Annotated in this window: 12 protein-coding genes; all 12 read left to right on the plus strand. The window is 64.2% G+C overall.

Translation table 11 applies throughout. The features are described from left to right. Positions 1 to 3: 3 nt before the first annotated feature. Positions 4 to 846 (plus strand): SPOR domain-containing protein, encoded by an 843-nt coding sequence (locus tag G5287_RS08635; protein WP_159157858.1) that lies wholly within the window; start codon positions 4 to 6, stop codon positions 844 to 846. A 187-nt stretch (positions 847 to 1,033) separates the two neighbouring features. Continuing rightward, positions 1,034 to 1,567, plus strand: coding sequence for an ATP-dependent protease subunit HslV (gene hslV / locus G5287_RS08640; protein WP_005340772.1), 534 nt, complete (start codon positions 1,034 to 1,036; stop codon positions 1,565 to 1,567). Positions 1,568 to 1,633: 66 nt separating this feature from the next. Beyond that, on the plus strand, positions 1,634 to 2,962 hold the full coding sequence (gene hslU / locus G5287_RS08645) for an HslU--HslV peptidase ATPase subunit (protein ID WP_108613505.1): 1,329 nt from the start codon (positions 1,634 to 1,636) through the stop codon (positions 2,960 to 2,962). 268 nt (positions 2,963 to 3,230) lie between these two features. Further along, positions 3,231 to 3,872, plus strand: coding sequence for a TetR/AcrR family transcriptional regulator (locus G5287_RS08650; protein WP_201995017.1), 642 nt, complete (start codon positions 3,231 to 3,233; stop codon positions 3,870 to 3,872). 85 nt (positions 3,873 to 3,957) lie between these two features. After that, positions 3,958 to 4,926, plus strand: a complete 969-nt coding sequence (gene hlyD, locus G5287_RS08655; RefSeq protein ID WP_421231160.1) for a secretion protein HlyD — start codon at positions 3,958 to 3,960, stop codon at positions 4,924 to 4,926. Further along, complete coding sequence (locus G5287_RS08660; protein WP_421231161.1) at positions 4,923 to 6,692, plus strand: ATP-binding cassette domain-containing protein; 1,770 nt, start codon at positions 4,923 to 4,925, stop codon at positions 6,690 to 6,692. The genes hlyD and G5287_RS08660 overlap by 4 nt, the downstream gene beginning before the upstream one ends. Then, positions 6,689 to 7,798 carry an ABC transporter permease gene (locus G5287_RS08665; RefSeq protein WP_213320503.1) on the plus strand — a complete coding sequence of 370 codons (1,110 nt, stop codon included), beginning with the start codon at positions 6,689 to 6,691 and terminating at the stop codon, positions 7,796 to 7,798. Before G5287_RS08660 ends, G5287_RS08665 begins: the two co-directional genes overlap by 4 nt. Positions 7,799 to 7,801: 3 nt before the next feature. Beyond that, positions 7,802 to 8,890 (plus strand): ABC transporter permease, encoded by a 1,089-nt coding sequence (locus G5287_RS08670; RefSeq protein ID WP_005355575.1) that lies wholly within the window; start codon positions 7,802 to 7,804, stop codon positions 8,888 to 8,890. Between the two features lie 296 nt (positions 8,891 to 9,186). Beyond that, positions 9,187 to 11,733 (plus strand): nitrite reductase large subunit NirB, encoded by a 2,547-nt coding sequence (nirB, locus tag G5287_RS08675; protein ID WP_421231162.1) that lies wholly within the window; start codon positions 9,187 to 9,189, stop codon positions 11,731 to 11,733. After that, positions 11,733 to 12,050: a nitrite reductase small subunit NirD gene (nirD, locus tag G5287_RS08680; RefSeq protein WP_039039697.1), complete on the plus strand. Its 318-nt coding sequence runs from the start codon at positions 11,733 to 11,735 to the stop codon at positions 12,048 to 12,050. The genes nirB and nirD overlap by 1 nt, the downstream gene beginning before the upstream one ends. Positions 12,051 to 12,107: 57 nt before the next feature. Beyond that, positions 12,108 to 12,920: a nitrite transporter NirC gene (nirC, locus tag G5287_RS08685; RefSeq protein ID WP_005340778.1), complete on the plus strand. Its 813-nt coding sequence runs from the start codon at positions 12,108 to 12,110 to the stop codon at positions 12,918 to 12,920. A gap of 12 nt (positions 12,921 to 12,932) precedes the next feature. Continuing rightward, a complete protein-coding gene (gene cysG, locus G5287_RS08690) occupies positions 12,933 to 14,333 on the plus strand; it encodes a siroheme synthase CysG (RefSeq protein ID WP_421231163.1) in 1,401 nt (466 codons plus the stop codon). Positions 14,334 to 14,425: the final 92 nt, after the last annotated feature.

Genomic DNA, 14,425 nt, shown 5'->3' on the forward strand with positions numbered 1-14,425 from the left:
TAGATGGCAACCCGGGATTATGTCGGCAGCCGCCCGCGACGTCGGGCGGGTGGCCGCAATACCAAGAAAGCGGCCCCTCGCCGCTTTCCTGTTATTCCAGTGCTGCTGGTCGTGGCACTGCTGGCAGGCTTTGGTGGCTTCCTTTACATGATCAATGGCAAGGGCAGCGACGCCCCCACCATCGAAGAGCAGGTAAAGGCCAACAAGCCAAAACCACAGAACAACGGGTTGCCACAGGAGAAGTGGAGCTACATCGAACGGCTTGAGAACAAGCAGGTTGATGTTATCGAGCCACCGCCCCAGCCGGGCGTACTGCCACCGCCCCCCGCCGATACTCTGACCCTGCAGCCGGAAAAGCTGCCGCAACCGGTACCGACCGACATTCCCCAACCGGGGACGCCCATCGGCCAGTCCAAACCCTATCAGACCAATCCGGCGACAACGCCTGACAACGGTGCGCCCGTTGCCAGCGCTCGGGAACAGGTGATCGATCGCCAGGCCGAACGAGAACGGATGGAGCGGGAGATCCGTGCCGAGCTGGAGCGGGAGCGGGCCGAAGCAGCCAAGGCCAAAGCGGCTACCCCACCAGCCCAGACCGCAGCCGCCGACAGCAGTCGCTATATGATGCAGTGCGCGGCTCTGCGCTCGCAGGATTCCGCAGAGTCGCTCAAGGCACGTATCGCCTTCACCGCCGGTCTCTCTTCCAGCCTGCAGGTGGTCAACACGGCCAACGGCACCGTCTACAAGGTGATGGTGGGCCCCTTCAACGGCAAGGCGGCCGCCGACGCGGCCAACGGCAAGCTGCAGAGCTCCGGCATCAGCGGCTGCATTCCCAAGAAAGGGTAATCCGCTTACCGATGACGCAGGGCCGGGTGGCAACACCCGGCCCTGTTCTTTTGGTGTCACTCGCACCCACCCTGATTGCTACCCCGTTTATCCCGACCAAAGGCAGGGTTGAAAAGCCCGTTTGCCATCCCCATCTTTCTTGCCATGCACAGTCAGGCCGTCATTCGGCTCAAGCGAGGTAAGTAAAGTGACTACCATAGTTTCAGTTCGCCGCAACGGTCAGGTCGTCATCGGTGGCGATGGCCAGGTCTCTCTTGGCAACACCGTCATGAAGGGCAACGCCCGCAAGGTTCATCGCCTCTATAACGGCAAGGTGCTGGCCGGTTTCGCTGGCGGTACCGCCGACGCCTTCACCCTGCTCGAACGTTTCGAAGCAAAACTGCAGGCCCATCAGGGTAATCTGGAGCGCGCCGCCGTGGCGCTGGCCAAAGATTGGCGCACCGATCGCGCCCTGCGCCGCCTCGAAGCACTGCTGGCCGTGGCCGACGAACACAAATCCTTCATCATCACCGGCAACGGTGACGTGGTGCAGCCGGAGCACGATCTCATCGCCATCGGCAGCGGCGGCAACTTTGCCCAGTCCGCCGCCATCGCGCTGCTGGAAAACACCGAGCTGGATGCCAGGACCATTGTCGAGAAGTCCCTCAAGATTGCGGGCGACATCTGCGTCTTCACCAACGGCAACCACACCATCGAAGTGCTGGACTATTCGGCGAAATAAGGCCACCAGCCAAACCCAATTTCCCAAGGGGTGGGCACTGCCCGCCCCGGATACAGGAACACCATCATGTCCGAGATGACCCCGAGAGAAATCGTCCACGAGCTGGACAGACACATCATTGGTCAGGCCGATGCCAAGCGCGCCGTTGCCGTTGCCCTGCGCAACCGCTGGCGCCGGATGCAACTCAACGAAGAGATGCGCCATGAAGTGACCCCGAAAAACATCCTGATGATCGGCCCGACCGGTGTCGGCAAGACCGAGATCGCCCGTCGTCTGGCCAAGCTGGCCAACGCCCCCTTCATCAAGGTAGAAGCGACCAAGTTCACCGAAGTGGGCTATGTCGGCAAGGAAGTGGACAGCATCATCCGCGATCTGACCGATGCCGCCATCAAGCTGGTGCGCGAAACCGAGATGGAGAAGATGAAATACCGCGCCGAGGAAGCCGCCGAAGAGCGCATCCTCGACGCCCTGCTGCCCAACCCGCGCAACACCTGGGGTGAGGAAGAGAAAGCCGACAACTCCAACACCCGCCAGATCTTCCGCAAGAAACTGCGGGAAGGTCAGCTGGATGACAAGGAGATCGAGCTGGAACTCTCCGCCTCCCCGATGGGCGTCGAAATCATGACCCCGCCGGGCATGGAAGAGATGGCCAACCAGCTGCAGGGGCTGTTCCAGAATCTGGGCCAGAACCAGAAGAAGAAGCGCAAGATCAAGGTCAAAGAGGCCATGAAGGCGCTGATCGAAGAGGAAGCGGCCCGTCTGGTCAATCCGGAAGAGCTGAAGCAGAAAGCGATCGCTGCGGTCGAGAACAACGGCATCGTCTTCCTCGACGAGATCGACAAGATCTGCAAGCGCGGCGAAAGCTCGGGCCCAGATGTCTCCCGTGAAGGGGTTCAGCGCGACCTGCTGCCGCTGGTTGAAGGTTGCACCGTCAACACCAAGCACGGCATGGTCAAGACCGACCACATCCTGTTTGTCGCCTCCGGCGCCTTCCAGATCGCCAAGCCGTCCGATCTCATCCCCGAGCTACAGGGCCGTCTGCCGATCCGGGTCGAGCTGACCGCTCTCACCACAGATGACTTCGAGCGCATCCTGACCGAACCGAACGCCTCGCTGACCGATCAGTACAAGGCGCTGATGGCCACCGAAGGGGTCAACATCGAGTTCACCCAGGATGGCATCCGCCGTCTGGCCGAAGCGGCCTGGCAGGTCAACGAGCGTACCGAGAACATCGGTGCCCGTCGTCTGCACACCGTGATGGAGCGCCTGATGGAAGATATCTCCTATGACGCCTCCGAGAAGTCCGGTGAGACCTTTGTCATCGACACCGACTACGTCAACGCCCACCTCGGCAAGCTGATTGAAGACGAGGACCTGAGCCGCTTTATTCTGTAAGCGCGATCGATGGACCTGAAAACGCCTCCCTTGTGGAGGCGTTTTTATTTCCCTGCCACCCATTTCATCCCGCCTCCGTCGCCCGGACTCTAGCCCTATCTGCGGCGATCCATTCAATCCCAAGGCGCTTTCATACCTCCCCTTACGAAAGCCCACCGTTTTTCATCCCTGCTGAAATCTGCTCAAAAAAAGATCTATCAACTTCTGTGTGATTGATTTATACATACGTATAAATCAGATCGAAAGCTGCGCAACAGGAACCCGAAAGATGAATCCAACCCGGCAGAAACTGCTCGATACCGGCCTCGCCATCGCTACCGAGAAAGGGCTGCGCGGCCTGACGGTGCGCGAGCTGGCGGCGGCGGCCGAGGTGAACCTCGGCTCCTTCGTCTACCACTTCGGCAACCGCGACGCCTTTATCGACGAGCTGGTGGAGCTCTGGTACGCCCCCCTCTATGACGAGCTCAAGGCGGTGGCAGCCAAAGGCTCCTACCCCTCCGCCATCGCCATGTTCGAGGCGACCATGGAGGCGCTGATCGGGCTGGTGGCGCGCCAGCGCGGCTTTATCAACCACCTGTTTGGCGATGCGCTGGCGGGCGAAGGGGCGGCCCAGCGCTTTCTGCTCAGCCTGCCGCGCCGCCATCCCCTGCTGCTGATCGAGCAGGTACGGATGGCACAGGCGGAAGGGTCGCTGGTCGCGGGTCACCCGCTCCAGCTGATGATCTTCATCATGGGGTCGGTCGGCCTGCCGTTGGTGATCGCAGGCAGCGGTCGTCAGCTCGGCTGGCTGCCCGAACAGGCAGCCCCCTTTCTCAGCCAGATAGACAACCCCGAGGCCGCCAGACAGCGGCTGGTATGGGCCCTGCGCGGCCTGCGCCCCACCGACATCAAAGAAGGAGACGCTGCATGAAACAACGCATCGCGATGGCAGCTCTGCTGCTGGCCGCTCTCAGTGGTTACCTCTGGTTGCAGTGTCCTCTTCAAGGAGAAACGGTATGAAGCAACGCATTGCCATCGCAGCCCTGCTGCTAACCGTTATCGGTGGCTACCTCTGGTGGCAGGGGCGCCCCGCCGACGGCTCCATCCTTTACGGCAATGTCGATATTCGCGACGTCAATCTGGCCTTTCGAGTCGGCGGTCGCGTCGATCAGGTGCTGGTCGATGAGGGCGATAGCGTAAAAGCCGGTCAACTGCTGGCCCGCCTCGATCCGATTCCCCTCACCCACAGCCGCGACAGCGCCCGCGCCAATCTGGCTGCGCTCACTGCCGCCAACACCTTGATCCACAAAGGCTATCGCAGCGAAGAGACCGACCGCGCCCGGGCCGCACTGGACGCCGCCGAGGCCGCTGCACTGGAGGCAGACCAGCAGTGGCGCCGCCAGATCGCATTGGCAGCCACCGGCGCCATCTCCCGCGGTCAGCTCGATACCGCCCGCTCCCAGCGGGATCAGACCCGGGCGCAGGTGCGCTCCGCCCGCGAGCAGCTCGCCCAGCTCGAAACCGGCTACCGCCCGGAAGAGATTGCCCAGTCCGATGCCCAACTGGAAGGGGCCAAAGCGGCGCTCGCCAGTGCCGAACTGGCGCTGGCGGATGCCAGCCTGACCGCCCCCAGCGACGGCATCATCATCAGCCGCGCCGTCGAAAACGGCAGCATGGTGCAGAGCGGTGCAACCGCCTTCAACCTCTCCATGACCGCACCGGTCTGGGTGCGCGCCTATGTGGAGGAGCCCTGGCTCGGCCACTTCCCGAGCGGCGCCAAGGTGACCCTCACCACCGACTCGCGGCCGGATCAGCCCTATCACGGGGTAGTGGGCTTTGTCTCGCCGACCGCCGAGTTCACCCCGAAATCGGTGGAGACGCCGGATCTGCGCACTCACCTCGTCTACCGGCTGCGTATCGTGGTGCAGGACCCCGACCCGGCCCTGCGCCAGGGGATGCCGGTCACCGTCAGGCTGGCGCCATGAGCTGCGCCATCTCTATTGAGGGGCTCACCAAACGCTTTGGCGAGCGGGTCGCCCTCAACGCCATCTCGGCCACCATTCCGGCTGGCGGCATCACCGGGCTGGTCGGCCCCGACGGCGCGGGCAAGAGCACTTTGCTGCGCCTGCTGGCCAGTCTGCTGATCCCCGAAGCGGGCACCATCCGGGTGCTGGGGCTGGACCCGGTGAGCGAGGGGGATCTGCTGCGCCAGCGCCTCGGCTACATGCCCCAGCAGTTCGGCCTCTACGAGGATCTCAGCGTGCTGGAGAACCTCACCCTCTACGCTGACTTGCGCGGCGTACTGGAGCCCGAACGCACCCCTACCTTCGCACGGCTGCTCGCCTTCACCGACCTCGCCCGCTTCACTGCGCGACCCGCAGGCAAGCTCTCTGGCGGCATGAAGCAGAAGCTCGGGCTGGCCTGCGCCCTGCTCGGCACCCCGGATGTGCTGCTGCTCGACGAACCGGGGGTCGGGGTCGATCCCATCTCCCGCCGCGCCCTCTGGCAGATGGTACGCGAGCTGGCCAAGGGAGGGATGACGGTGCTCTGGAGTACCGCCTATCTCGATGAGGCGGAGCTGTGCGACCACGTGCTGCTGATGGCGGATGGCGAGGTGCGCACCAGCGGCACCCCGGCCGATCTGATGGGGGCCATGGCCAGCCGCTGCTGGCTGCTGGAGGCGGGGCAACTGGATGGCCGCGAGCGGCGCGCCCTGCTGCGCCGGGCACTGGCTCACCCGGCAGTGATGGATGGCGCGGTGGCGGGGGAGCGGGTTCGCCTGCTGCTGCACCCGGGCATGACGCCCCCGCCGCTCCCGGAGCTGCATCTCGCCAACGGCACCTTTCAACCGGCCCAGCCCCGGCTGGAGGATGCCTTTATCGACCTGCTCGGCGGCGGCCCCGGTGGGGAGTCGAGTCTGGCAGCCGGGATGCGGGAAGCCGAACTGCCGCAGGGGGTCTCCCCCGAGGCGGTGATCGAGGCGCGCCACCTCACCAAGCGGTTCGGCGATTTTGCCGCCACCGATGATGTCAGCTTTGCAGTGCGCCGCGGCGAGATCTTCGGCCTGCTCGGCCCCAACGGGGCGGGCAAGTCCACCACCTTCAAGATGGAGTGCGGCCTGCTGCGCCCGAGCGAGGGACAGGCGCTGGTGACCGGCATCGATCTGGCCCACAGCCCCTCGGCGGCGCGCCAGCGCCTCGGCTACATGGCGCAGAAGTTCTCCCTCTACAAGCAGCTTACCGTAGCGCAGAACCTCTCCTTTTTCGCCGGTATTTACGGCCTGTTCGGCCGCCACCAGCAGACGCGGATCGACGCCATGGTGACTGCCTTTTCCCTCGCCCCCTGGCTCGATCAAAAGGCGGAATCCCTGCCGCTCGGTCTGCGCCAGCGCTTATCGCTGGCCTGCGCCCTGCTGCACGAGCCGCCGCTGCTGTTCCTCGACGAGCCCACCTCCGGGGTCGATCCGGTGACCCGGCGCGAGTTCTGGTCGCACATCAACGCGCTGGCCGACCACGGCGTCACCGTGCTGGTCACCACCCATTTTATGGACGAGGCGGAGTATTGCGACCGCATCGCCCTCATCTATCGCGGCAAGCTGCTGGCGCTCGGCACCCCGGACGATCTCAAAGGGCTGGCCGCCAAAGAGGCGGCGACCTCTTTGCCAACCGGCTCCTTGCCGACCTGTTCTTTGCCAACAATGGAAGAGGCCTTTATCACCCTGGTCGAGCGGGCCAGCGAGGAGGACGCATGAGCATCAACCGTCGGCGACTGCTGGCCCTCTGCCGCAAGGAGACGCTGCAAATCGTCCGTGACCCGAGCAGCATCCTCATCGCCTTCATCATGCCGGTGGTGCTACTGGTGGTGATGGGTTACGCCATCAATCTGGATGTGGACCATCTGCGCCTCGGCATCTGGCGTACCGATAGCGGCGCCCCAGCGGTGCGGCTGGAGCAGGCCCTGCGCGGCTCTACCGCACTGGAGATCCACAGCGGCCCGAGCAAGGAGTCCCTGCTCGCCAGTCTGGCCCGTGGCGAGATCCGCGGCCTGCTGGTGATCGACGACGGTTTCTCCCGCGCGCTGGCCGGTCAGGGCAATGGCACGCCGCAGGCGCTGCTGCTCACCGACGGCTCCGAGCCCAACACCGCCAACTTCGTCACCAACTATGTGCAGGGGATCTGGCAGGGGTGGCTCGCTGGCGAGGGGGTCGCCATGCCGGTGTCGATAGAGAGCCGCGCCTGGTTCAATCCGGCGCTGGTGAGCCGCAACTTTCTGGTACCGGGCTCCATTGCGGTGGTGATGACCATCATAGGCGCCCTGCTCACCTCGCTGGTGGTGGCGCGGGAGTGGGAGCGCGGCACCATGGAGGCGCTGCTCGCCACCCCGGTCACCAAGGGGGAGCTGCTGCTCTCCAAACTGTTACCCTACTATGGCCTCGGCATCATCGCCATGCTGCTCTGCCTGCTCTTCTCGGTGGCGGTAATGGGCGTGCCATGGCGCGGCTCCCTGCTGCTGCTCTTTCTGGTCACCAGCGTCTTTCTCGGCAGCGCGCTCGGACTCGGGCTGTTCCTCTCCACCGTGATGCGCAGCCAGTTCAATGCCGCGCAGGCAGCGCTGATCGCCGCCTTTCTGCCCGCGGTGATGCTGTCGGGCTTCGTGTTCGAGATCGCCAGCATGCCGCCTTGGCTTCGGGCCATCACCCACCTCATTCCGGCCCGTTACTTCGCAAGCTCGCTGCAGACCCTCTATCAGGCGGGCAGCGTCTTCTCGATCCTGCTGGTCAACGGTTTCTGTCTGCTGCTGCTGGCCGGTTTCTGGCTGGCCCTGACCGCCCGCAAGACGCGGCGCACTCTGGAGTAACCCATGCTGATCCGACTCTGGTGGCTGATCCGAAAAGAGCTGCAGGCCCTGATGGGCAATACTCAGGGGCGCTTTCTGCTCATCATGCCGGTGCTGCTGCAGACCGCCCTCTTCCCGTTCGCCGCCACTCTGGAGGTGACCGGCAACACGCTGGCCATCTACAACCAGGATGGCGGTGCCCAGAGCCGCGAGCTGCTGGAGCGCCTCACCCATATGCCCGCCTTCACCACCATCATCCCGGTGCAAGGCGAGGCGGGCATGACCGAGGCCATCACCGGGCAGCAGGCACTGCTCGGGCTGATTATTCCAGGGGATTTCTCGCGTCGGCTGGCGCGGGGCGAACCGGCCAAGGTGCAGCTGATCATCGATGGCCGCCGCTCCAACGGTGGTCAGGTGGCGGCTGGCTACATCAGTCAGGTGATCGCCCGCTGGCAAAGTGAGGGCAAGGGGCAACCCGAGCTGGCGGTACGCAACCTCTACAACCCCAACGTCGAGTTCCACTGGCATATCCTGCCAGCGCTGGTGGCCATCATCACCACCACTGGCTGCCTGATTGTCACCGCCCTCTCGGTCGCACGGGAGCGAGAAGAGGGCACCTTCGATCAGCTGCTGGTCTCCCCCCTCACCGCGGGCTGGATCATGGCGGGCAAGGCGGTGCCCGGCATCATGGTGGCGGTGGGGCAAGGGTGCATAGTCGCGCTGGCCGCCCGTTTTGTCTTTCACCTCCCCTTTGCCGGCAGCCTCAGCCTGCTGATGGCGGGCATGGTCTGCTACGGGCTGGCACTGGCCGGGATCGGGCTCTTCATCTCGTCGTTCTGCTCGACCCAGCAGCAGGCCTTTCTCGGGGTCTTCTCCTTCACCGTCCCGGCGGTGATCCTCTCGGGCTACATCTCGCCGGTGGAGAACATGCCGCAGGTGTTCCAGTGGCTGGCGGCCATCGACCCCCTCACCCACTTCATCGTGCTGCTCAAGGGGGTCTTCCTCAAGGGGTTTGACTGGTCGGCCGCCTGGCCCCTGCTCTGGCCGCTGCTCGCCATCGCCGGCGTCACCCTGTCGCTGGCGCTCGCCATGTTCCGCCGCCATATCGCCTGACGCGCCACCTTGTTCAGCTGATGCCGGTCTCGCCCAGTGCGAGGCCGGCCATTTTCCGCCAGAAGTTTTCACTCCCCGGCCGTGGGTAAACCGGGCTTTCCCTCCACCATCCCTCACTCCAAGCCAGCGCAGAAATCATCAACTGGTATACCTATTTTTGTATATCTTTGAATTTTATCGAATTACCCCTGACGAGATATATAAATAGACACTTGATTTGCATCAATTGCCCGCCCCGACTGACTGGGTAGCCTAGCCCCAGAATGATGTTTTATTACTCCAAACTAGAGGCAATCATGAGCAAAGTCAGACTGGTCGTTGTGGGCAACGGCATGGTGGGGCACCGCTTCATCGAAGAGTTGATCGAGCGGGCCGAGCCGGGCCGCTACGAGATCACCGTCTTCGGTGCAGAACCCCGTCCCGCCTACGATCGCGTCCATCTCTCCTCCTACTTCTCCCATCACACCAGCGAAGATCTCTCCCTCGTCAAACCCGGCTTCTACGACAAGCACGGCATCCGCCTGCTGCTCGGCGAAGCGGTGAAAAAAATCGACAGGGCCAACCGCGAAGTGCACTCCAACAAGGGCACTGTGGTCGGGTACGACAAGCTGGTGCTGGCCACCGGCTCCTACCCCTGGGTGCCGCCCATTGCGGGCAGTCAGCACCACGAGTGCTTCGTCTACCGCACCATCGAGGATCTGAAAGCCATTCGCAGCGCCGCCAGGAGTGGCAAGAGCGGGGTGGTGATCGGGGGCGGCCTGCTTGGCCTCGAAGCGGCCGGTGCCCTCAAGGCGCTGGGTCTCGAGACCCACGTTGTGGAGTTTGCTCCGGTACTGATGGCCGAGCAGCTCGACGGTCAGGGCGGCCAGCTGCTGCGCCGCAAGATTGAATCCATGGGCGTGCAGGTGCACACCAGCAAGAGCACCAGCGAGATCCTGATGCATGGCGGTGAGCAGGCGAAACACCGCCTCGCCTTTGCCGATGGCAGCCAGCTGGAAGTGGATGTGGTGGTCTTCTCCACCGGCATTCGCCCGCAAGATACCCTCGGCCGTTACGGTGATCTCGCCATCGCCGAGCGCGGCGGCATCGTCATCGACGATCACTGCCTCACCTCAGACCCCGACATCTATGCCATCGGCGAGTGCGCCGCCTGGCAGGGCCGCTTCTTCGGGCTGGTAGCGCCGGGCTACAAGATGGCCCAGATCACCGTCGACCATCTGCAGGGCGGCGACAGCCGCTTCGAAGGGGCGGACATGAGCGCCAAGCTGAAACTGCTCGGCGTCTCCGTCGGCTCCATCGGCGATGCTCACGGCCGCACCCCGGGCAGCCACAGCTATGTGTTTCAGGACGATCAGGCTGGCGTCTACAAGAAGATCGTGGTGAGCGAAGACAACAGCCGATTGCTCGGCGCCGTGCTGGTGGGTGACGTGGAAGATTACGGCAACCTGCTGCAGATGATGCTCAACGCCCTGCCGCTGCCGAGCCACCCGGACACCCTGATCCTGCCCGCCTACGCCGGAGCCAAACCGACGCTGGGGGTGGATGCCCTGCCGGAAAGCGCCCAGATCTGCTCCTGCTTTGACGTCTCCAAAGGCGACATCGCTCAGGCGGTGGCCGAGGGTCACACCACCCTGGCCGCCATCAAGCAGCACACCAAGGCCGGAACCGGCTGCGGCGGCTGTGTGCCGCTCATCAGTCAGGTACTCAACGCCGAGCTGGTGAAGCAGGGCATCGAGGTCAACAACCACCTCTGCGCCCACTTCCCCCACTCCCGTCAGGAGCTGTTCCATCTGGTCAAGGTGGAGGGGATCAAGAGCTTCGACGAGCTGCTGGCCAAGCACGGTCAGGGCTATGGCTGTGAGGTGTGCAAACCGACCGTCGGCTCCATCCTCGCCTCCTGCTGGAACGAGCATGTGCTGAGCCCGCGCAACATCCCACTGCAGGACACCAACGACATCTTCCTCGGCAACATGCAAAAGGACGGCAGCTACTCCGTCATCCCGCGCATGGCCGGCGGTGAAGTGACCCCGGAAGGGCTGCTGGCGGTGGCCGAAGTGGCCCGCGACTACAAGCTCTACACCAAGATCACCGGCGCCCAGCGCATCGGCCTGTTCGGGGCTCAGAAGGATGACCTGCCCGCCATCTGGCGCAAGCTGCTGGCAGCCGGATTCGAGACAGGTCAGGCCTATGCCAAGGCGCTGCGTATGGCCAAGACCTGTGTCGGCAGCACCTGGTGCCGCTTCGGCGTGCAGGACAGCGTTGGCCTCGGGGTCTTCCTCGAGAACCGCTACAAGGGGATTCGCACCCCGCACAAGATGAAGTTCGGCGTCTCCGGCTGTACCCGCGAATGTGCGGAAGCCCAGGGCAAGGATGTCGGCATCATCGCCACCGATGCAGGCTGGAACCTCTATGTGGGCGGCAACGGCGGCATGAAACCGCGCCACGCCGATCTGCTGGCTTCTGACCTTGACCGCGAAACCCTCATCAAGCTGATCGACCGCTTTATGATGTTCTACGTCACCAGCGCCGACAAACTGCAGCGCACATCGGTCTGGCTCGGCAATCTGGAAGGGGGTGTCGACTACCTGCGCGAGGTGATCGTCGACGACAAGCTGGGGCTGGCCGAGACGCTGGAGCGCGATATCCAGACCCTCATCGACAGCTACGAGTGCGAATGGTCGCGCACCCTTAATGAAGAGGAGGCGCTCAAGCGCTTCAGCCACTTCATCAACAGCGACAAGCGTGACCCGGACGTCCAGTTCGTCAGCGAACGCGACCAGCACCGACCGGCGACCCCGGCCGAGCGCATCCCCGTCTACCAGATCGAAGTGGAAACCAAATGATGAAATTCGCCTGCCAACTCAACGACATCCTGCCGGGCACCGGCGTCTGCGCACTCATTGAGGGTCGCCAGATCGCCCTGTTCCGCCCGAGCGCGGCCGCCGAGGTGTTCGCCATCGACAACCGGGATCCCTTCTTCGCCGCCAACGTGCTGTCGCGGGGTTTGATCTGCGAACACGACGGCGAGCTCTGGGTCGCCAGCCCGCTCAAGAAGCAGCGCTTTCGTCTGAGCGATGGCCACTGTTTCGACAACCCCGCCATGTCGGTTCAAAGCTACCCCGTTGAAGTGCGCGACCAGCAGGTCTGGGTCGCTGTCTAAAGACAAATTCACTCTCTTTCGGGCTGCCTGTGGGCAGCCCTTTCAAGGACTCACAAGATGTACACGGAAACCATCAACAAGTGCGCCGCCAACGCGGCCCGCATCAACCGCTTCGAGCGCAGCGACAAGCTCGGCTTCTGGCTCAGCTCCGCCATGGCGGGGGCCTATGTGGGCCTCGGCATCATCCTGATCTTCACCCTCGGCAATCTGGTGGATCCCGCCATCCGGCCGCTGGTGATGGGGGCCACCTTCGGTATCGCCCTGACGCTGGTGATCATCGCCGGCTCCGAGCTGTTTACCGGCCACACCATGTTCCTCACCTTCGGGGTGAAGACGGGCAAAATCACCATGGCCGACCTGCTGCGTATCCTGCCGCAGACCTGGGCGGGCAACCTGATTGGCTCCGTTGTGGTGGCGCTCATCTACTCCTACGGCGGCAGCCTGCTGCCGGATGCGGGCAGTCTGGCCCACAAGGTGGCGCTGGCCAAGACCCAGGCTCCGGCCCTGACCCTGTTTATGAAGGGGATCCTCTGCAACTGGCTGGTCTGCCTCGCCATCTGGATGGCGCTGCGCACCGAAGGGGCCGCCCGCTTCATCGCCATCTGGTGGTGCCTGCTGGCCTTTATCGCCTCCGGCTACGAGCACTCCATCGCCAACATGACCCTGTTCGCCCTCTCCTGGTTTGGCGCCCACTCCGAGGCCTACACCCTGGGCGGCATCGGCCACAACCTGCTGTGGGTGACCCTGGGCAACACCGTCTCCGGCGTCCTCTTTATGGGCCTCGGCTACTGGTATGCCACCCCGAAAGCTGAACGCCCGGTTGCAGTGAGCGAGACCACCAGCACCGCCAACCAGACCCGAACCGCCTGATCCGGAGGCCCCATGGACTACTTGCCCATCTTTTGCCGACTCGACAACAAACCCGTGCTGCTGGTCGGCGGCGGCGAGGTAGCGGAGCGCAAGGCGCGCCTGCTACTGGATGCCGGTGCCCACCTCACAGTAGTCGCGCCCGAGCTCGACCCCGAGCTGGCGGAACTGGCTGCCAACGGGAGCATCGAGTGGCTGGCCGGTGAATTTGTGCCGGAACAACTGGCGGGCAAGTGGCTGGTGGTGGCCGCCACCGATCGGCGCGAGGTGAATGCGCTGGTCTACCAGAGCGCCAATCAGGCGCGGATCTTTGCCAACGTGGTGGATGACCCGAAACGCTCCAGCTTCATCATGCCGTCGATCATCGACCGCTCGCCGCTGATGGTGGCCATCTCCTCCGGCGGCAAGGCACCTGTTCTGGCCCGGCTGCTGCGGGAAAAACTGGAAGCCCTGCTGCCGCAACATCTGGGGGCCGTGGCGACCTTTGCCGGTAGCCTGCGGGAGCGGGTCAAGGCCCGCTTCGCCAGCATGGGGGAGCGGCGTCGCTTCTGGGAGCGGCTGCTCGGAGCGGATCGGCTCGGTCAAGCGCTGGCCCGCGGTGATAGTGCCTCTGCCCACCAATTGGCCGACAACCTGTTTGCCGACGGGAGCCAGACCGGAGGCGAGGTGGTACTGGTGGGAGCCGGCCCCGGCGATCCGGGTCTGCTCACCCTGCACGCCCTGCGCCAGATGCAGCAGGCGGACGTGGTGGTTTACGACCGGCTGGTCTCGGACGAAGTGATGGCGCTGGTGCGCCGCGACGCCAAACGCATCTTCGTCGGCAAGCAGGCGGGCAACCACTGCGTGCCGCAGGAGGGGATCAACCAGCTCTTGCTGGAGGAGGCGAAGAAGGGGCAACGGGTGGTGCGTCTCAAGGGGGGCGATCCCTTTATCTTCGGCCGTGGCGGCGAGGAGCTGGAGACGCTGGTCGGCACAGGCATCGGCTTTCAGGTGGTGCCCGGCATCACCGCGGCCAGCGGCTGCGCCGCCTACGCCGGCATTCCGCTCACCCACCGCGACCACGCCCAGAGCGTGCGTTTCGTCACCGCCCACGGCAAGGGTGGCGCCCGGGATCTCGACTGGCCGCTGCTGGCCAAAGACAAACAAACCCTAGTGTTCTACATGGGGCTATCGAGCTGCGCCACCATCCGCGAGCAGCTGCTGGCCCACGGCAAGGGGGGCGACACCCCGGTGGCGCTGATCGAGCGCGGCACCCAGCCCTGCCAGCGGGTCATTCGCGGCGCCCTTGATGAGCTGCCCGCGCTGGCGGTGGGGGTCGAGAGTCCTGCCCTCATCATGGTGGGCTCGGTGGTGACCCTGGCCGACCGGCTCGCCTGGTTTGGCGAGGCCCCGCAGCGCCAGCAAGCCCTCGCCTGAGGGATCCTCGGCAACTCGCCATGAGGCCACCAGCAGGTGGCCTCACTTTTACCTCCCTCTTCTCCCATCACGGTCATAACCTGTTGTTTTAA

The sequence above is a fragment of the Aeromonas sp. 603079 genome (assembly GCF_049172135.1).
Lineage (GTDB): Bacteria > Pseudomonadota > Gammaproteobacteria > Enterobacterales > Aeromonadaceae > Aeromonas > Aeromonas veronii.

Bases quoted from the DNA above. Each gene is read 5' to 3' on its own strand.
- G5287_RS08635 (WP_159157858.1), top strand. From the start codon at position 4: ATGGCAACCCGGGATTATGTCGGCAGCCGCCCGCGACGTCGGGCGGGT.
- hslU (WP_108613505.1), top strand. From the start codon at position 1,634: ATGTCCGAGATGACCCCGAGAGAAATCGTCCACGAGCTGGACAGACAC.
- G5287_RS08650 (WP_201995017.1), top strand. From the start codon at position 3,231: ATGAATCCAACCCGGCAGAAACTGCTCGATACCGGCCTCGCCATCGCT.
- hlyD (WP_421231160.1), top strand. From the start codon at position 3,958: ATGAAGCAACGCATTGCCATCGCAGCCCTGCTGCTAACCGTTATCGGT.
- G5287_RS08660 (WP_421231161.1), top strand. From the start codon at position 4,923: ATGAGCTGCGCCATCTCTATTGAGGGGCTCACCAAACGCTTTGGCGAG.
- G5287_RS08665 (WP_213320503.1), top strand. From the start codon at position 6,689: ATGAGCATCAACCGTCGGCGACTGCTGGCCCTCTGCCGCAAGGAGACG.
- G5287_RS08670 (WP_005355575.1), top strand. From the start codon at position 7,802: ATGCTGATCCGACTCTGGTGGCTGATCCGAAAAGAGCTGCAGGCCCTG.
- nirB (WP_421231162.1), top strand. From the start codon at position 9,187: ATGAGCAAAGTCAGACTGGTCGTTGTGGGCAACGGCATGGTGGGGCAC.
- nirD (WP_039039697.1), top strand. From the start codon at position 11,733: ATGAAATTCGCCTGCCAACTCAACGACATCCTGCCGGGCACCGGCGTC.
- nirC (WP_005340778.1), top strand. From the start codon at position 12,108: ATGTACACGGAAACCATCAACAAGTGCGCCGCCAACGCGGCCCGCATC.
- cysG (WP_421231163.1), top strand. From the start codon at position 12,933: ATGGACTACTTGCCCATCTTTTGCCGACTCGACAACAAACCCGTGCTG.